We start from the raw sequence: 18,184 nt of genomic DNA, 5'->3' as shown, positions 1-18,184 counted from the left end.
CGACGGCGAGCCGATCGGCTACGACGACCCCCCGGTGCGCGGCCACTCCTTCGAGTTCCGCATCAACGGCGAGGATCCCGGCCGCGGCTTCCTGCCCGCACCCGGCACCGTCACCACCTTCACACCCCCCACCGGCCCCGGCGTCCGCCTGGACGCCGGCGTCGAGTCCGGCAGCGTGATCGGCCCCGCCTGGGACTCCCTGCTCGCCAAACTCATCGTCACCGGCGCCACCCGCACCCAGGCCCTCCAACGCGCCGCCCGCGCACTCGCCGAGTTCCAGGTCGAGGGCATGGCCACCGCCATCCCCTTCCACCAGGCCGTGGTCACCGACCCCGCCTTCACCAGCGACCCCTTCACCATCCACACCCGCTGGATCGAAACCGAGTTCACCAACACCATCACCCCCTACACCCCCACGGGTACGGAGGAGACAGAGGAAACCGCCCCACGGGAAACGGTGGTCGTCGAGGTCGGCGGCAAGCGACTGGAGGTCTCCCTCCCCGCCTCGCTGGGCGTGGCCACAGCCCCCGCAGGCGGTGGTAGCGGTGCGAAGAAGCCCAAGCGCAAGGCGGTCAAGAAGTCCGGCTCCGCCGCCTCCGGCGACGCGCTGGCCTCGCCGATGCAGGGCACCATCGTCAAGGTCGCCGTCGCGGAGGGGGACCAGGTCGCCGAGGGCGACCTGGTCGTGGTCCTGGAAGCCATGAAGATGGAACAGCCGCTGAACGCCCACCGCGCCGGCACCATCAAGGGCCTGGCAGCCGACGTCGGCGCCTCCATCACCGCAGGCGCCGTCATCTGCGAAATCAAAGACTGACAGCCAAGGCTGCCCCCCGGGCCCCGGTCGATCCCTCGACCGGGGCCCGGGTGCATCCAGTGGCGGCCGGAGCCGCCCACCCGGCAGGATGTGAACCCGGCTGAACAGGGGGGAGCCCATGGCACAGGGGGATCTGGAAGCGCTGCTCACGCGGATCCGGGCGGCCGCGCAGGGCGGGGACCCGACGGCGCGGCGGGCGTGGGATGCGCTGGTGGCGCTGGTGCTGCGGCGGGATGCCACCGCGGAGGACCTTGTGGTGGCTCCGCACCGGCTCGTCGTACTGATCGAGGAACGCGTCGGCGAGGACCAGCAGTTCGACCGCGGGCTCCGGGAGCTCCGGGAGTGGATGAGCCAATACGGCACGGCCGCCGGAAGCGGCGAGGTCCACAACGAGATCAGCGGATCCAACGAATCCATCAGCGGCACTTTGGCCATCCAAGGACGGAATGTCCAGGGAAACATCACGTTCGACGACGCCATGGCCGCCCGGCCCCCCGGCCCCCCGTTCGGCGACGACGACTGGGACGACGAGACGACGGACGACGACGCGTGACCTGTCCGCCCAACACCCGCCCGGTGAACGCCCGCCCGCAGGAGGCCCGCCCCCGTGGGTGACATCGCCAAGGGCGTGCTCGGCGGCGCCTGGACCCTGCTCGTCGGCTGGATCCTGCCCACCGCCCTCAACCTGTCCGTCTTCTTCTTCGCCGTCGCGCCCAGCCTCCACCACATCGACCTGGCGCAGCGCCTGTGGCCCTCGTCGAAGGTCAACACCGCCGTCCTCCTGCTGACCGTCTCCCTCCTCCTCGGGCTCGTCGTCTCGGCGGTGCAGACCCTGCTGTACCGCCTCCTGGAGGGCTATGTCCTCTGGCCCGCCACCGCCTACGACGCCCGCTGCCGCAGCCACCGGCAGACCAAGCGGGACCTCCGCGACCGCCTGGCGCTGCTGCGTCTTGAGGGCCGCGAGCGCGAGGGCGGGCTGCCGCCCGAGGCCGCCCGGCAACTGGCCGATCTGCGCGCCAGCCCCCGTATCGCCCGCGCCGCCCGCCGGGACCGCCTCCGTACGTCGGCTCAGCGTGCCCTGCTTCAGGAGCGGTTGATCCGCTACCCCATCGACGACGACCAGGTCGCCCCCACCCGCCTGGGCAACGCCATCCGCCGGCTGGAGGAGTACGGCTATGACCGCTTCCGCCTCGACACCCAGGTGTTGTGGGGCGAACTGACCGGCACCGCGCCCGAACAGGTCCGCCGCCACGAGGAACTGGCCCGCGCCAGCGTCGATTTCTTCATCGCCCTGCTCTACGGCCACGCCGCGGTGGCGGCGGCCGCCCTCGCGGCCCTGGCCTCCGGGGACGCGGACCGCCCCGCCCTGCTGACCACCGCCGCCGTCCTCGTCGCGCTGATTCCGCTGTGGTACCGGTCCGCCGTGACCGCCACCGACGAGTGGGCCGCCGCCGTACGGGCGCTGGTCAACGTGGGCCGCAAGCCGCTGGCCGAGTCGCTGGGCCTGGCGCTGCCGTCCGAGCTCGCCGCCGAGCGCACGATGTGGACGCTGGTCTCCCGGCTGTCCCGGCTCCCGTACCACGAGCGCGCGGCCGCCCTCGACCCGTACCGCGCCGATCCCCAGCCGCCGCTGGTCTGGCCCCCGGTCCCGCCGCCGACGCCGCCCCGACCCGGCTCGTAATGGCATGCTTGACCCACGGACCCGTACGACCGACCCCGTACGACCGACCCCGTACGACCAACGGCGCAGGGAGGACCGCGATGGCGACCGAGACAGCCACGGCGCACACCCCACCGCGCGCCATGCGCGCCGACGCGCGCCGCAATTACGAGCGGCTGCTGACCGAGGCCAGGACCACGTTCGTCGAGCACGGCACCGACGCGTCGCTGGAGGACATCGCGCGCCGCGCGGGCGTCGGAATCGGCACGCTCTACCGGCACTTCCCCAACCGCACCGCGCTCATGGGGGCCGTCTTCCAGAAAGAGGTGTGCGCGCTGCTGGCGCGCGCCCGTGAGCTGGCGAAGGCGCCGCAGCCGTGCCATGCGCTGGTCGACTGGCTGCGCGAGATCATCGATCACGCGAGCACCTACCGCGGGCTGTCGCACGCCCTGATGGCGGCCTCCGGGGACGAGAGCTCATCGCTGTCCCAGGGGTGCGGTCTGCCGATGCGCGAGGCGGGCAGCGCGCTGCTCGCCCGCGCCCAGCAGTCCGGGAACGTACGGTCCGACGTCGGCATAGACGATCTGATGCAGCTGACCAACGCCATCGCGCTGGCCGTGGAACAGTCGCCGGACGACCCGGAGTTGGCCGACCGGCTGCTGACCCTGACCTTCACCGGCCTCAAGCCCCGCTGAGCCGACGCGGCTTCACCGGCCTCAAGCCCCGCTGAGCCGACGCGGCTTCACCGGCCTCAAGCCCCGCTGAGCCGGCCAGGGCTTCACCTCTCCCTCAGCGCCGCCGTGGCGCCAGGTCCGCGACCCGGCCTCCCGGCTGCTCCGCCAGCGGCGCCGCGCCGCGCAGCGTGGCGCCGGGCCCGGACCCCGGCGGGTGCGGGTGGTTGCGGCGCGGTCCGGGAAGCGGTAGCCCCTCCTCCGCGCCGCGCGCGGGGGGCGGGCCGCCGAGCCGGGGCTGCTGGCGCCCCGGCCCTGCCGGGCCGCCCTCGCCGCCGCCCGGGCCCGAGCCCGCGCCCGGGCCGGCCACCGCGATCTGCACACCTTGGTCGGCGAGGGCCTGCAGCTCGGTCAGGGCGCGGTCGTCGTGCGGGGGCGGCTCATCCGTCACCAGCCGGGTGATCACATCCGTCGGCACCGTCTGGAACATGGTGTCGGTGCCCAGCTTGGTGTGGTCCGCGAGGATCACCACCTCCGCCGCCGCCTGCACCAGCGCCCGGTCGACGCTGGCCGACAGCATGTTGGAGGTGGACAGGCCGCGCTCGGCGGTCAGCCCGCTGCCGGACAGGAAGGCCCGGCTGACCCGCAGCCCCTGCAGGGACTGCTCGGCACCGCTGCCGACCAGCGCGTAGTTGGAGCCGCGCAGGGTGCCGCCGGTCATGACGACCTCCACCCGGTTGGCGTGCGCCAACGCCTGTGCGACAAGCAGGGAGTTGGTGACCACGGTCAGGCCGGGGACGCGCGCGAGCCGGCGGGCCAGCTCCTGCGTGGTGGTCCCGGCGCCGACCACGACGGCCTCGCCCTCGTCGACGAGACCGGCCGCGAGATCGGCGATGGCCGTCTTCTCCGCGGTCGCTAGATGGGATTTCTGCGGGAAGCCGGACTCCCTGGTGAATCCGCCCGGCAGCACCGCACCGCCGTGCCGGCGGTCGAGCAGTCCTTCTGCCTCCAGCGCCCGCACATCCCGCCGTACGGTCACTTCGGAGGTCTGGACGACGCGGGCGAGCTCGCGGAGCGATACCGCTCCGTTCGCACGCACCATTTCAAGGATCAATTGGCGACGTTCTGCAGCGAACACGAAACTGACAGTAACGCCAACGACCGTCTGCTTTCAGCAGCTTGCACCAATTAACAGATATTGTTCGTCTGCGACCCCGCGAGATGGTATGGGAGAGGACTACAGGTCTTCCCTGCGCCTTCCCTACGCCTCGCCCCTACGCCTCGCCCCTCCACCTCGCCGCTACGCCTCTTCCTGCGTCTTCCGCGTGTGCAGCTGCCGCGCCACCTCGGCGATCGAGCCGGACAGCGACGGGTACACCGTGAAGGCGCTGGCGATCTGTTCCACCGTCAGGTTGTTGTCGACCGCGAGGGACATCGGGTGGATCAGCTCGCTGGCGCGCGGCGCGACCACCACACCGCCGACCACGATGCCGGTGCCCGGACGGCAGAAGATCTTCACAAAGCCGTCCCGGATGCCCTGCATCTTCGCGCGCGGGTTGCGCAGCAGCGGCAGCTTCACCACCCGGGCGTCGATCTTCCCGCCGTCCACATCGGCCTGGGAGTAGCCGACCGTGGCGATCTCCGGGTCCGTGAAGACGTTCGCCGAGACGGTCTTCAGGTTCAGCGGGGCGACCGCGTCGCCGAGGAAGTGGTACATCGCGATCCGGCCCTGCATGGCCGCCACCGACGCCAGCGCCAGCACCCCGGTGACATCCCCCGCCGCGTACACGCCCGGCGCGCTGGTCCGCGAGACCTTGTCGGTCCAGATGTGCCCGGACTCCTTGAGCCGGACCCCGGCCTCCTCCAGGCCCATCTCGGCCGTGTTCGGGATCGAGCCGACGGCCATCAGACAGTGGGTGCCGGTGATCACCCGCCCGTCCGCGAGGGTCACCTCCACCCGGTCCCCGACCCGCTTGGCGGCCTGCGCCCGCGAGCGCCCCATCACATTCATCCCGCGCCGGCGGAAGACGTCCTCCAGCACGGCCGCCGCGTCCGGGTCCTCGCCCGGCAGCACCCGGTCCCGGCTCGAGACGAGGGTGACCTTCGACCCCAGCGCCTGGTACGCGCCGGCGAACTCGGCACCCGTGACACCGGAGCCGACCACGATGAGCTCCTCCGGGAGCTCGTCCAGGTCGTAGACCTGCGTCCAGTTCAGAATGCGCTCCCCGTCCGGCAGCGCGTCCGGGATCTCCCTGGGGTGCGCCCCGGTCGACACCAGCACGGCGTCCGCGACCAGCGTCTGCTCGGTCCCGTCCGCGGCCCGGACGATCACCTTCCGTGACCCGTCGGGCGCCTGCGACGGCTCCAGCCGCCCGCGCCCACGCAACACCCGCGCGCCCGCGCGGGTGACCGAAGCGGTGATGTCATGCGACTGGGCCAGCGCCAGGCGCTTCACCCGTCGATTGACTTTGCCCAGGTCAACGCCCACGACCCGGGCCGCCTGCTCCAGCGGCGGGGTGTCATCGGCCACGATGATCCCCAACTCCTCGTACGAAGAGTCGAAGTTCGTCATCACCTCAGCGGTGGCGATCAACGTCTTCGAGGGCACACAGTCAGTGAGCACCGACGCCCCGCCCAGACCGTCGCAGTCGACGACGGTCACCTCCGCACCGAGCTGGGCGGCGACCAGCGCCGCCTCGTATCCGCCGGGTCCGCCACCAATGATCACGATCCGAGTCACATGCTCCATTGTCCCGCACCCGTTCGACATCACTCCTCCGGGGGGTGAAAGGGCCGCGATCGGTGGTATTTGATCGCGTTCTGACACATATGAGCGAGTCTCCGAGCGGTGGCACGCACACTTCCCGGGTGGGGAACGAGAGTTCACGTCTCGAATGTGTGACCTTCGCCAGTGGTGGTCGTTGGGTGTGCCGCCGGGGACGAGAAGGTGCTGCGCCTGGTCGGTGACCACCTTGGTTCGCTCGCCTGCCGTGATCTGAAGGCCCGGGTGCGCAGCCGGGCGGAAGCACGACAGCAAGCAGTGGGCGCAGCGTAAGCGTGTCCTGACCGAGGACTCCTCCTCGCGCTGGGCAGGCAGCATCACGAAAGCCACCCACGACCAGTGGGCGCTCGCCCGGCGCGGCCGGCTCGCGCACATCCAGAGCCTTCAGGCTGGGATCGAGACGATCACCCACCGACTGTCTGTGCCCATGAGCGAAAGGGGCGCCAAGCGGGCGCCGGGCGGCTACCGCACACGGCAGGAGTGGTTCGCCAAGTCCCGCCGTCTGCGCGTGCTCGAAGACCGGCTTCAGGCGGTGCGGGCCGACCGTGAGGCTGGGCGGATGCATGTGGTGCGTGGTGGCAAACGGCTGCTGAACACCCGGCACCACCTGCAGGAAGCGCAGTTCGCAGAGGCCGGGTGGCGCAAGCGGTGGGAGGCCGGGCGCCGGTTCCCGCAGGCCGACGGCGAGTCCGGCAAAAGGTTTGACAACGAAACCATCCGCGTCACACCCGGCGGCGAAATCTCGATCAGGCTCCCGGCACCGCCGGCGCACCTGGCGAACGCTCCGCACGGCCAGTACGTACTCACCGCCCGTGTGGCGTTTGCGCACCGGGGCGAGCAGTGGGCCGACCGCGTCACCACCCACCGGGCCGTCGCCTACCGCGTCCACGAGGACACCGCCCGCGGACGCTGGTATCTGACCGCGTCGTGGACGAGGCCACCGGTCCAGACCGTGCCACTGGAGGCGGCCCGCGCGAACGGTCTGATCGGGGTGGACACCAACGCCGACCACCTCGCCGCCTGGCGCCTCGACCAGCACGGCAACCCCACCGGCGAACCACTCCGGTTCGGATACGACCTGTCCGGCACCGCCGACCACCGCGACGCACAGGTCCGCCACGCCCTGATCCGCCTGCTGCACTGGGCCAAGCGCCACGGTCTCACGGTCGCGATCGAAGATCTCGACTTCCAAGCAGAGGCCACCCGCGAGAAGCACGGCCGCCGCAAGCACTTCCGCAACCTCATCTCCGGCATGCCCGTCAGCAAGCTGCGGGCCCGGCTCGTGTCGATGGCAGCCGAACTCGGCATCACCATCGTCGCCGTCGACCCGGCCTACACCTCCAAGTGGGGCGCCCAGCACTGGCAGAAGCCCCTCACCACCAAGACCAGGAAGACCACTCGCCACGATGCTGCCGCCGTGGCAATCGGCAGGCGCGCCCTGGGGCACCCGATCCGGCGACGGACGGCACCGCCCCGCACCCACCGGAGCGATGAGTGCGGGCATCGGACCGTCCAGGCCCGACCGGGCACCCCGGGGCGCGAGGCTCTGTCCATCAGCGGCCTCCGGCCGCGGGCCGCCCTCCGCATCCCCGGACCAGGGACACGATCCGTGCACGCCGGACGCGGAGCGAACGCGGTGGACCAGAACGCCCAACACCGTTCGGGGCGTCCGGCTGAGCATGAGCCCTTGCAACAGGGGCTCACTCCCGCCCAGTCTTCGGGAACGGTTCCCGGCGCCCCCGAAACCTTCACCTCCCACTCCCGTACCCTCTGAGCCATGTCGCTCTACGCCGCGTACGCCGGCAACCTCGACGCGCGGCTGATGTCCCGCCGCGCACCGCACTCCCCGCTGCGCGGCACGGGGTGGATCAACGGCTGGCGCCTGACCTTCGGCGGCGAACAGATGGGCTGGGAGGGCGCCCTCGCCACCATCGTCGAGGCGCCGCGCTCCCAGGTCTTCGTCGCCCTGTACGACATCGCCCCCATGGACGAGGAGTCCATGGACCGCTGGGAGGGGGTCGGCCTGGACGTCTACCGCCGGATGCGGGTCCGCGTCCACACCCTGGACGGCGACGAGGCGGCCTGGCTGTACGTGCTGAACGGCTACGAGGGCGGCCTGCCCTCCGCCCGCTACCTCGGCGAGATCGCGGACGCCGCGGAGTCCGCGGGGGCCCCGCACGACTACGTCATGGAACTGCGCAAGCGCCCCTGCTGAGACCGCGGCCCAGGCCCGCCTCCTCCGCTTCATCCCCACGCCTCTTCCGCGTCTCTTCCGCGTCTCTTCCGCGCGGTTCGATCGCGCCTTGGCAACGAATCGAACACCGCTGCAGATACTTCTACGCGCGTAGGCAATCACCGGCTAGTCTCATGCGCGTGAACGCATCAGTTACCCATCTGGGGGACCCCCACGCCGCCGCCGACGCCGCGGCCGCACGCCTGCGCGAACTCACCGGCGAAGAGACTCACGACGTCGCCCTGGTCCTCGGCTCCGGCTGGGTACCCGCCACCGACGCCCTCGGCGCACCGGAGCACGAGTTCCCGGTCACCGATCTCCCCTCCTTCCCGCCGCCCGCCGTCGAGGGCCACGCGGGCAAGATCCGCTCGTACAAGATCAACGACAAGCGAGCGCTGGTCTTCCTCGGCCGCACGCACTACTACGAGGGCCTCGGTGTCGCCGCCGTCGCGCACGGCGTACGGACCGCCGTCGCCGCCGGCTGCAAGACCGTAGTCCTCACCAATGGCTGCGGCGGCCTCCGCGAGGGCATGCGCCCCGGCCAGCCGGTGCTGATCAGCGACCACATCAACCTCACCGCCGCCTCCCCGATCGCCGGTGCGCACTTCGTCGACCTCACCGATCTCTACTCGCCCCGGCTGCGCGCGCTCTGCCGGCAGATCGACCCCACCCTGGAGGAGGGCGTCTACGCGCAGTTCCCCGGCCCGCACTACGAGACGCCCGCCGAGATCACCATGACCCGCACTCTCGGCGCCGACCTCGTCGGCATGTCCACCGCCCTGGAGGCGATCGCCGCCCGCGAGGCGGGCGCCGAGATCCTCGGCATCTCCCTGGTCACCAACCTCGCTGCGGGCATGACAGGCGAACCCCTCAACCACGAGGAGGTCCTCCAGGCGGGCCGCGACTCCGCCGCACGGATGGGAAGCCTCCTGGCGCAGGTCCTCGACCGCATCTGACCCCGACCGCCGACGACGACGCTCCGGGGCGGCGGAGCCGACCGGCCGACCCGCGCCGCGGACCCGCGCAACCGGCTGCCGACGACCGCACGGCGCGGACCCGCCGCCGCGTCCGGGCCCCGGGGGACCCGGACGGTCCCGGGCGTCACGCCCGGTTGCCGGGGTACTCACTGGTCAGTCACTGGTCAGCCCCCTCGGCGGCTGTGCTCGGCAGCGCCGGGGCAGCGGGCGCGGGGGCGCGACAGCGCGGCTCGGGCCCGCCCGGAACCCATACACGCCCCCCGAGACCCCCACAGCCACCCCAGGAGGCCGCCCATGGCGCCCACCCCCGAGTCCGAGCTCATCTCCAAGGCCAGCGCCTGGATGGCCGAGGACCCCGACCCCGAGACCCGTAAAGAGCTGGCCAAGCTGCTGGAGGCGGCCGAGACGGGCGAGGCGGGCAAGTCCAGGGACCTCGACCAGCTCGCCGACCGCTTCTCCGGCACCCTGCAGTTCGGCACCGCCGGCCTCCGCGGCGAGCTGGGTGCCGGGCCCATGCGCATGAACCGCGCCGTGGTCATCCGCGCCGCCGCCGGCCTCGCGGCGTACCTCACCAAGCAGGCGGGCGTCACCGCGCAGCCCGCCCCCACCGCGCAGCCCGCCCCCACCGCGCAGCAGCCCGGCCTCGTCGTCATCGGCTACGACGCCCGCTACAAGAGCGCCGACTTCGCCCGCGACACCGCCGCCGTCATGACCGGCGCGGGCTTCCGGGCCGCCCTGCTGCCGCGGCCCCTCCCCACCCCTGTCCTCGCGTTCGCCGTCCGCCACCTCGGCGCGGTCGCCGGGGTCGAGGTCACCGCCAGCCACAACCCGCCCCGTGACAACGGCTACAAGGTCTATCTCGGCGACGGCTCCCAGATCGTGCCGCCCGCCGATCTCGACATCGCCGCCGAGATCGCCTCGATCGGCGGTCTCGACGAGGTTCCCCGCCCGGACTCCGGCTGGGAGACGCTCGACGACGACGTCCTGGGCGCCTATTTCGCCCGTACCGACGCCGTCCTCACCCCGGGCTCCCCGCGGGACGTACGCGTCGTCTACACCCCCCTGCACGGCGTCGGCGGCGAGACCGTCACCGCCGCCTTCGCCCGGGCGGGCTTCCCGGCCCCTACGGTGGTGGCCGAGCAGGCCGAGCCGGATCCGGCCTTCCCGACCGTCGCGTTCCCCAACCCGGAGGAGCCGGGCGCGATGGACCTGGCGTTCGCCACCGCCCGCGGCCTGGGGCCGGGGGGCGCCGACATCATCGTCGCGAACGACCCGGACGCGGACCGCTGCGCGGTGGCCGTACCGGCCGCCACCGCCACGCAGTGGCGGATGCTCCGGGGCGACGAGGTCGGCGCCCTCCTCGCCACCCACCTCATCCACAAGAGCGCCCGCGGCACCTTCGCGACCTCGATCGTCTCGTCCTCCCTCCTGTCCCGCATCGCCCACGCCGCGGGCCTCCCGTACGCCGAGACGCTGACCGGCTTCAAGTGGCTGGCCCGGGTCGACGGGCTGCGCTACGCCTACGAGGAGGCGCTCGGCTACTGCGTCGACCCCGAGGGCGTACGCGACAAGGACGGCATCACGGCCGCCCTCCTCGTCGCCGAGCTGACGGCCGAGCTCAAGGAGCAGGGCCGCACCCTCGCCGACCTGCTCGACGACATCGCGCTGGAGCACGGGCTGCACGCCACCGACCAGCTGTCCGTACGGGTCGAGGACCTGTCCCTGATCGCGCAGGCCATGAAGCGGCTGCGCGAACAGCCGCCCAGCGAGCTCGCGGGCCTCGCCGTGTCCGCCGGCGAGGACCTCTCACGCGGTACGGCGACGCTGCCCCCGACGGACGGCCTGCGCTACCGCCTCTCCGGCCGTATCGGCGTCAGCCCGGGGAGCACGATCCAGTCGGCCCGGGTGATCGTCCGCCCGAGCGGCACCGAGCCGAAGCTGAAGTGCTACCTGGAGGTGGTGGTCGACGTCCCCGGGGCGGACGCCCTCGCGGCGGCGCGCGCGACGGCGGAGCAGGTCCTGTCGGCGCTCAAGGCGGATCTCGCGACGGCGGCGGGTATCTGAACGCTCCGGGTCAGGCCATGGTCATGCAGGCCCCATGGCCGACCCGGTCCGGGAGCGGAAGGTGCGGCGGTAGGCGTCGGGGGGCACGCCGACCGTGCGGTTGAAGTGTCGGCGCAGCGTCGTCGCGGTGCCCATGCCAGTGGCCGCCGCGATGGCGTCGACCGTGTCGTCGGTGGTCTCCAGCAACTCCTGGGCGTGACGGATCCGCTGGGTCAGCAGCCACTGCAGCGGGGTGGTGCCTGTCACGGCCCTGAAGTGGCGGCCCAGGTTGCGCGAGCTCATCCTCGCTCGGCGGGCCAGGTCGTCCACGGTCAGCGGATGGTCCAGCCGCTCCATCACCCAGGGGAACAGTTCGCCCAGCGGGTGGTTGCCCGGGGCGGGCACCGGGGTGGTGACGAACTGGGCCTGGCCGCCGTCCCGGTGCGGCGGCACGACCAGATTGCGGGCGACCGTGTTGGCGATCGACGAGCCGTGGTCGAGGCGGACGAGGTGCAGGCACAGGTCCATCGCGGCGGCCTTGCCGGCGGAGGTGAGCACGCTGCCGTCGTCCACGTAGAGCACGTCCGGGTCCACCTCCACCCGGGGGTAGCGGGCGGCCAGGACCTCGGTGTGCGCCCAGTGCGTGGTCGCGCGCCGCCCGTCCAGCAGGCCGGCGGCGGCCAGCACGAACGCGCCCGTGCAGAGGGAGGCCACGCGTGCGCCCGCCTCGTGGGCCGCGCGCACCGCGTCGACCAGGTCGGCGGGCGGGTCCTGGTCGACGTCGGCCCAGCCCGGGACGATCACGGTGTCGGCCCGCGCGAGCCGGTCGAGGCCGTGGTCGGGCTCCAGCCGGAACCGGCCGACCCGCACGGCGTCCGGCCCGCAGACCTCGACGCCGTACCAGGGGTCGGCCACGCCGGCCGGGGCGGCTCCGAAGACCTCGTGCGCCAAGGACAGTTCGAAGTGCAGCATCCCGTCGGTGACGGCCAGGGCAACAGTGTCCACGTCCGGAATTGTACGCGTCATGGCGTTCCGGACACTCGTGTGGGGCGCGCGTCCTCGCCAGGATGGTCCGTGACAGATCGCAGCGGATCATTTGAGTACGGGGGAGAAACCCATGGAATCGGGACTCGCGGTGGCGGTGTTCGGCGCGTACGGGCACACCGGGCGCTTTGTGGTGGCACAGCTGCGGGAGCGCGGGTTCGTCCCGGTTCTCTCCGGGCGCGACGCCGACAAGCTGAAGGTGCTGGCGGAGTCCGAATCCGGGCTGGAGGCCCGCCCGGCGTCGGTCGATGACCCGGCCTCGCTCGACCGCGCACTGGCCGGCGCGGCGGCCGTGATCAACTGCGCCGGGCCCTTCGCCACGACGGCCGCCCCCGTGATCGAGGCGGCGCTGCGCGCCGGGATCCCGTATGTGGATGTGGCGGCCGAGATCGAGGCCAACGTCGATACGTTCGCGCACTTCACGGACCGCGCCCGCGCCGCGGGAACGGTGATCGTCCCCGCGATGGCCTTCTACGGCGGCCTCGGCGACCTGTTGGCCACCGCCGCGATGGGCGACTGGACGGCGGCCGACGAGGCGCACATCGCGTACGGGCTGAACAGTTGGCACCCCACCGCCGGGACGCGCATCGCGGGCGCGGTCTCCCGGCAGCGGCGGGACGGCAGCCGCGTCCGTTACGCGAACGGGCGGCTGGAGTACCGCGATGATGCCCCGCCGACCCTGGAGTGGTCCTTTCCCGACCCGATGGGCCCCCGGGCCGTCATCGGGGAGTTCACGATGGCCGATGTCGTCACCATCCCCAGCCACCTGTCCATCCCGGAAGTGTGCACCTACATGACGACCGAGGCGGCCAGGGACCTGTCGGCCCCGGACACACCGACACCGGCGGCGGTCGACGAGCGCGGGCGGTCCGCGCAGACCTTCCTCGTCGATGTCGTCGTGCGCTCCGGCGACACTGAACGGCGCGCTGTGGCAAGGGGGCAGGACATCTACGCCGTCACCGCGCCGCTCGCGGTGGAAGCGGTTGACCGCATCCTCACGGGACGGACCAGGACGGTCGGTGTCGCCTCCGCGGGCGAGATCTTCGACGCGCCCGACTTCCTCCGCGCGCTGTCCCCGCACCTGTCCCTGGATGTGCGCCAGTAGCGCGCAGCCACTCAGCGGGCTGCGCCCGTCCGCCGGCGCGGCTCGGCGGCATAGTCGGGCAGGGCCACACCGCTGCTGACCTTCTCCCCCAGCCTGAGCATCCAGTTCAGGAAGAGGGGCCTGGACAGCAGGCCATTGCGGAAACGTAGGCCGGTCGCGGTGCCGGGCGCGAGGAACTTCCCGGTGCGGTCGCCGCCGTTCTGGCAGCCCTTGGCGTACTTCCGGAGCCTGCTCTCGTAGCGCGCGAAGGCCGCTCGGTGGTCCCCTTCGGCCCGCGCGAGCTCGCCTGCCAGCACATAGGCGGCCACCACGGCGGTTCCTGTCCCCATCCCCCCGATGGTGGCCCCGCACGCGGCGTCGCCCACCAGGCACACCCGGCCCCTGGACCAGGTGTCCACGTCCGCCCGGCTGATCGAGTCGAAGTACAGCTCGGGGGCCCGGCGCAGCGAGTCGAGCAGGCGTGGCACCTCCCAGCCGAGGCCGGAGAAGGCGTCGGTGATCAGACGCTTCTGTTGCTCGGGATCGTGGCGGTCGTACGCCAGCTCGGGCGCGGCGAAGACGAAGAACGCCCCGGCCCGCGTCGGGTCCCGGTGGTCGGCCCCGACGGAGGCCAGCCGCCCCGGCGCGTTGTAGCCGACCGAGCCCTTCCCCCACCCCAGGTCGTTGGCGAGCTGCCAGGTGGCGGCGTAGTAGCCGAGGTGGCTCACGTAGTCCTCCTCGGGTCCGAAGGCGAGGCGTCGGACGTTGGAGTGCAGCCCGTCCGCGCCGATCACCAGGTCGAACTCGCGCGAGGCCGCGTGCCGGAAGTCGACCCGCACGCCGGAGGGGGTCTCGGTGAGGCCGGTGATCGAGTCACCGAAGAGGTACTCGGTGTGGTCCAGGCCGCGCTCGTACAGCAGCTGGGCCAGGTCGCCGCGGAGCACCTCGATGGCGCCCCCGGCGAACTCCGCGGGCAGGTGCAGCAGGGTCCGGCCGCTTTCGTCGACGAAGCTCATCGGGCTGCCGCCGGTCTGCATCCCGCGCAGTTCGGGCAGCAGGCCCATGCGCTCCAGCACGGTCAGGTGCGTATCGCCCCGGAAGTCGACGGCCCGGCCGCCGCCGCGCAGGGCCGGAGCCAGCTCGACGACCGTCGGGCTGAAGCCGTGGCGCCCCAGCCAATAGGCCAGCGCCGGACCGGCGATGCTCGCGCCGGAGACAAGGACGTTCCGGTTCATGGTTCCTCCACCCCTGAGAATTGTGTCCGACGGACACGATTAATTACTGTGTACCATAGACGCAGTTATTTGGCCAAGACGCCGAGCCGCTGAGGGCGTCGAGACACCGAGGCAAGAGGGGCGACGGACATGGGCGACAACCACGCCGAAACGGTGCGGCTGCTGTGGGGCCCTCACGCCAAGCCGTCGCGCGGCCCCCGGCCGACCCTCGACCTGGACCGCATCGCGCGGGCCGGGATCGAGATCGCCGACTCGGAAGGGCTGGCCGGTGTCTCCATGCAGCGGGTCGCCGCACAACTGGGCGTCACCAAAATGGCGCTGTACCGATACGTCCCGGGCAAAGCCGAGCTGGTCGCGCTGATGGTCGAGGCCGCGATCGGCCCGTACCCGGCGGCGGACGCACAGCACGACGGCTGGCGGGGGCAGTTGGAGGACTGGGCCCGCTGTCTGCTCTCCGTCTTCCTCCGGCACCCATGGACGCTGGACGCCACCATCGGACCGCGGGTCATGGGCCCCGCGGAGCTGGGCTGGATGGAGCGCGCCGTCTCCGCGCTGGACGGTACGGGGCTCAGCGGCGCCGAGCGGATGGACGCGGTCGTCCTGCTGGTCGGCCATGTGCGCGGCATCACCCAGCAGGCCCGGGCGGCGGGCCCGGCGGGCACCCCCGAGGCGGAACTGAGCCGCGTCCTCGCCGACCTGATGCGGGCTCAGGGCGAGCGATTCCCCGCCCTGGCCGCCGCGCTCGCCTCGGCGGAGCAGTCCGGCGGGCAGGACCAGGCGTGGGAGTTCGGCCTGCAGCGCATCATGGACGGTCTGGCCGTGCTCATCGACCAGCGCGGCCATTGAGCGGGACGAGGAGGAGACGGGCGCGGAGCCCGACGACACCGGTCATGCGCAAAGCGTGGCGGACTTTCGACAGCACTTGTCGATTTACCGAAAGCGGCATGATCCCCGCCGGGCCGATCATCGGGAGGTGACGACGCCGTCGTGGGCTCACGGCACCGCGTCCCCGTACAGACTTCAAGGAGCTACCTCATGGGCCTGGGCAATCTCTCGATCGACCCGCTTGCGGAGCTGAGGAAGCGCCAAAGCGCGAAATGGCGGACCTTCCCGGACGACGTCCTGCCCCTTCCCGTCGCGGAGATGGACTTCCCCCTGGCAACGCCGATCGCCAAGGTCCTCCATGAGGCGATCGACCGGTCGGACACCGGCTACGCGGCACCGACCCGCGACCTCGCGGACGCGGTCAGCGGCTACGCCCTGCGCACCTGGGGCTGGGAGATCGACACCGACCATGTGCGTACCGTCGCCGACGTGGGAATGGGGATGGTCGAAATCCTGCGGCGCGTTGTCAGCCCCGGAGATCACGTGGTGATCAGCCCGCCGGTGTACGAACCTTTCTCCTGGTGGATACGCGAGGTCGGGGCCCATACCGTCGAGGTACCGCTGGCCGACGGACCGCTGGGGTGGCGACTCGACCTGGATGCCCTGGAGCGGGCCTTCGCCACCAACGCCACGGCGTACGTGCTGTGCAACCCGCACAACCCCGTCGGCCTCGTGCACCGGCGCGAGGACCTGGTCGCGCTCGCCGAACTGGCCGACACATACGGCGTCTACGTGCTGTCCGACGAGATCCACGCCCCGCTCGTCCTGCCGGGAGCCGATTTCGTCCCCTTCCTGTCGGTTTCGGATGCGGCGAGGCGCTGGGGATTCTCGTTCCTGTCGGCCAGCAAGGGCTGGAACCTGGCCGGACTCAAGGCCGCCACCGTCGTCACCGCGGACCGGGCACCCAAGCGGTACGTCGACCGTCTCTCGCCGCATTCGCTCTACCGCACCGGACACCTCGGAGTGATCGCCACGGTCGCCGCGTTCAACGAGGGTGATCAGTGGCTTGCCGATGTCCTGGACATGCTCGACCACAACAGCAGACTGCTGGACGACCTGCTGAGGAAGCTGCTCCCCGCGGCTCACTACAGACAGCCGCAAGCCGGCTTTCTGGCCTGGATCGACTTCGGCGCTCTCGGCTGGGGCGACGACCCCACCGAACACATCCTCAACACCGCGCGCGTCGCTCTGAACGCCGGCCACCGTTACGGCCCTCTCGGCGTCGGATTCGCCAGGCTGAACTTCGGCTGCTCACCGGAGACGCTCACCGAGGCCATCACGCGTATCGCCACAACCGCCTGAAAGGCCGCCCAGCACGGCCACTGACCGGGGTCGCGGCGCGCGGCCGGGCGCCGTCGTACAGAATCGCGGCCATGGATCTGAACGACGTACTGCGCTGCCTCAAGGAGGCCGAAGCCGACCATCATCGGCCCGAACTCCGCGGAAAGCGCTATGTGCCCGTGGTCAACCGCTACGCCTATGACGACGCCACCCCGCTGCCCCTCGACCTCTTCGACGGGATCGACGACGAGGAAGGCGAGGAGTGCTCGATCCTCGCCGGGCTGGGCGAGGCCACCTCCGTGTACGACGCGTTGGACATCCTGGCGTCCGCCGTGTCGGACGAGGTGGGGGATCCGCCCGACGAGCAAGATATGAAGGAGGCGGACCTCCAACGGCTCGACGGTATCCACTCGCCGGAGCACCGCGCTCTCGCGTGCCTGCTCATGGGCTACGAAGGCGCCATAGAGGTGGACACGAGCGAGGGCCCGGGCTGGCTCGCCGGTGCCCGCATGGTCTTCCTCAGCACCGCGGTCCCGCCCAACCAGGAAGCCGACTACGGCATCCTCGAACTGCAGCCCACCGGCGAGCCCTCGGACGCCGACCGCGCGCTCATGGACGCCGCCGAGGACGGTGACACCGACGCCCTCTCCGAGGCCCTGAGCGAGGGCGCGCACGTCAACGCGCTGGACGAGCGCGGCATGAGCGCACTCCACATCGCCGTGGCCCACCGCCGCCTGTCCGCCGTGACAGCACTGCTCGCGGCAGGAGCCGATCCCGCGCTCCAGTTCGCGTACAACAACGCCCCCCAATTCGCGTCACTCGACGACAGCGAGCGGGTCTCAGCCGGCGCGGAGCGGCTCGAGGACGACGAGCACCTGGCCATCCTGCACGCACTCATCGAGGCCGGCGCCCCGGTCAACGCGCAGAACCGCGACGGCTCGACGCTCCTCGACATGGCGATTGCCACCCAGCCCTACCCCGAGGAGACGATCCGCTTCCTCGTCGGCAAGGGCACGCGAAGCGTCCGGCTCACGGATCCGGATTTCGGCCGCCTCCTGGCTGTCCTGCCGTACAGCGACGGCCGACAAGCCCTCGAAACACGCGTCAACGAGGTGCGGTTCCTCCTCGAGTCGGGAGCCCGTCCCGAGGACGCCGAGGTGGCGGCCCAGCAGACATGGCTACGTCATGGGGATGGCCCGGCCTTGCATGCGCTGCTCGCCTTCACCGGCTACTACGAGCGCGAGGTGCCCGGAGACATACTCGTCGAACTCGTCGATGTGCTCCTCCGCCACGGTGTCCGCGACACGTCGTACCAGGGCAGCACCGCGCTGGAGCGTGCCGAGGAACAGGTGAAGAACGGCCACGCCAATTACGAGCCGGTGGTACGAAGGCTGCGCGAGGCCGCCGCCCAGGGCGGCGCCTGATCGAGGGCGAACGGTTCGGCGGTACTCCGCAGAGAGCGCCGGGCAGTGCGA

15 protein-coding genes and 1 pseudogene are annotated in these 18,184 nt (G+C 71.7%); 12 read left to right on the top strand and 4 right to left on the bottom strand.

The genetic code is table 11. The annotated features are described in order from the left end of the window. From PV419_RS18230 to PV419_RS18215, 4 genes are all read left to right on the top strand, one after another. Positions 1–814 (top strand): biotin/lipoyl-containing protein (locus tag PV419_RS18230; RefSeq protein ID WP_319689908.1); only part of this gene is annotated, 814 nt, incomplete at its 5' end. A gap of 118 nt (positions 815–932) precedes the next feature. After that, a complete protein-coding gene (locus tag PV419_RS18225) occupies positions 933–1,367 on the top strand; it encodes a hypothetical protein (protein ID WP_319689903.1) in 435 nt (144 codons plus the stop codon). A 54-nt stretch (positions 1,368–1,421) separates the two neighbouring features. Further along, positions 1,422–2,495, top strand: coding sequence for a hypothetical protein (locus PV419_RS18220; RefSeq protein WP_319689898.1), 1,074 nt, complete (start codon positions 1,422–1,424; stop codon positions 2,493–2,495). A gap of 80 nt (positions 2,496–2,575) precedes the next feature. Then, positions 2,576–3,169 carry a helix-turn-helix domain-containing protein gene (locus PV419_RS18215; protein WP_319689893.1) on the top strand — a complete coding sequence of 198 codons (594 nt, stop codon included), beginning with the start codon at positions 2,576–2,578 and terminating at the stop codon, positions 3,167–3,169. A 94-nt stretch (positions 3,170–3,263) separates the two neighbouring features. Here PV419_RS18215 and PV419_RS18210 read toward each other — a convergent pair whose 3' ends face one another. Next, a complete protein-coding gene (locus PV419_RS18210; protein ID WP_319689888.1) occupies positions 3,264–4,283 on the bottom strand; it encodes a DeoR/GlpR family DNA-binding transcription regulator in 1,020 nt (339 codons plus the stop codon). Between the two features lie 162 nt (positions 4,284–4,445). Beyond that, entirely contained in the window at positions 4,446–5,894 is a 1,449-nt protein-coding gene (locus PV419_RS18205) for an NAD(P)H-quinone dehydrogenase (protein WP_319689883.1), read from the bottom strand. 162 nt (positions 5,895–6,056) lie between these two features. Between PV419_RS18205 and PV419_RS18200 the strand changes: the two are divergent. The 4 genes and pseudogenes from PV419_RS18200 (at position 6,057) to PV419_RS18185 (ending at position 11,201) form a co-directional block, all read left to right on the top strand. Further along, positions 6,057–7,701 (top strand): annotated as a pseudogene (locus PV419_RS18200) (IS200/IS605 family accessory protein TnpB-related protein). A gap of 3 nt (positions 7,702–7,704) precedes the next feature. Continuing rightward, positions 7,705–8,142, top strand: coding sequence for a gamma-glutamylcyclotransferase (locus PV419_RS18195; RefSeq protein ID WP_319689877.1), 438 nt, complete (start codon positions 7,705–7,707; stop codon positions 8,140–8,142). Between the two features lie 152 nt (positions 8,143–8,294). Continuing rightward, positions 8,295–9,116: a purine-nucleoside phosphorylase gene (locus PV419_RS18190; RefSeq protein WP_319689870.1), complete on the top strand. Its 822-nt coding sequence runs from the start codon at positions 8,295–8,297 to the stop codon at positions 9,114–9,116. A gap of 315 nt (positions 9,117–9,431) precedes the next feature. Then, positions 9,432–11,201 (top strand): phospho-sugar mutase, encoded by a 1,770-nt coding sequence (locus PV419_RS18185; protein ID WP_319689865.1) that lies wholly within the window; start codon positions 9,432–9,434, stop codon positions 11,199–11,201. Between the two features lie 21 nt (positions 11,202–11,222). On the opposite strand, the gene PV419_RS18180 is transcribed toward PV419_RS18185, so the two are convergent. Next, entirely contained in the window at positions 11,223–12,185 is a 963-nt protein-coding gene (locus tag PV419_RS18180; RefSeq protein WP_319689858.1) for a helix-turn-helix domain-containing protein, read from the bottom strand. Between the two features lie 112 nt (positions 12,186–12,297). Here PV419_RS18180 and PV419_RS18175 point away from each other — a divergent pair, with 112 nt between their 5' ends. Continuing rightward, positions 12,298–13,329 carry a saccharopine dehydrogenase family protein gene (locus tag PV419_RS18175; RefSeq protein ID WP_319689855.1) on the top strand — a complete coding sequence of 344 codons (1,032 nt, stop codon included), beginning with the start codon at positions 12,298–12,300 and terminating at the stop codon, positions 13,327–13,329. A gap of 11 nt (positions 13,330–13,340) precedes the next feature. Here PV419_RS18175 and PV419_RS18170 read toward each other — a convergent pair whose 3' ends face one another. Further along, positions 13,341–14,543: an FAD-dependent monooxygenase gene (locus tag PV419_RS18170; protein WP_319689850.1), complete on the bottom strand. Its 1,203-nt coding sequence runs from the start codon at positions 14,541–14,543 to the stop codon at positions 13,341–13,343. Positions 14,544–14,672: 129 nt separating this feature from the next. On the opposite strand from PV419_RS18170, the gene PV419_RS18165 reads away from it, so the two are divergent. From PV419_RS18165 to PV419_RS18155, 3 genes are all read left to right on the top strand, one after another. Beyond that, on the top strand, positions 14,673–15,389 hold the full coding sequence (locus tag PV419_RS18165; RefSeq protein WP_319689848.1) for a TetR/AcrR family transcriptional regulator: 717 nt from the start codon (positions 14,673–14,675) through the stop codon (positions 15,387–15,389). 189 nt (positions 15,390–15,578) lie between these two features. Then, complete coding sequence (locus PV419_RS18160; RefSeq protein ID WP_319689843.1) at positions 15,579–16,730, top strand: MalY/PatB family protein; 1,152 nt, start codon at positions 15,579–15,581, stop codon at positions 16,728–16,730. Positions 16,731–16,801: 71 nt separating this feature from the next. After that, on the top strand, positions 16,802–18,133 hold the full coding sequence (locus tag PV419_RS18155; RefSeq protein WP_319689835.1) for an ankyrin repeat domain-containing protein: 1,332 nt from the start codon (positions 16,802–16,804) through the stop codon (positions 18,131–18,133). Positions 18,134–18,184 lie beyond the last annotated feature (51 nt).

This window comes from Streptomyces sp. ME19-01-6 (assembly GCF_033793745.1).
GTDB lineage: Bacteria > Actinomycetota > Actinomycetes > Streptomycetales > Streptomycetaceae > Streptomyces.
This window is presented reverse-complemented; position numbering and strand designations above follow the sequence as displayed.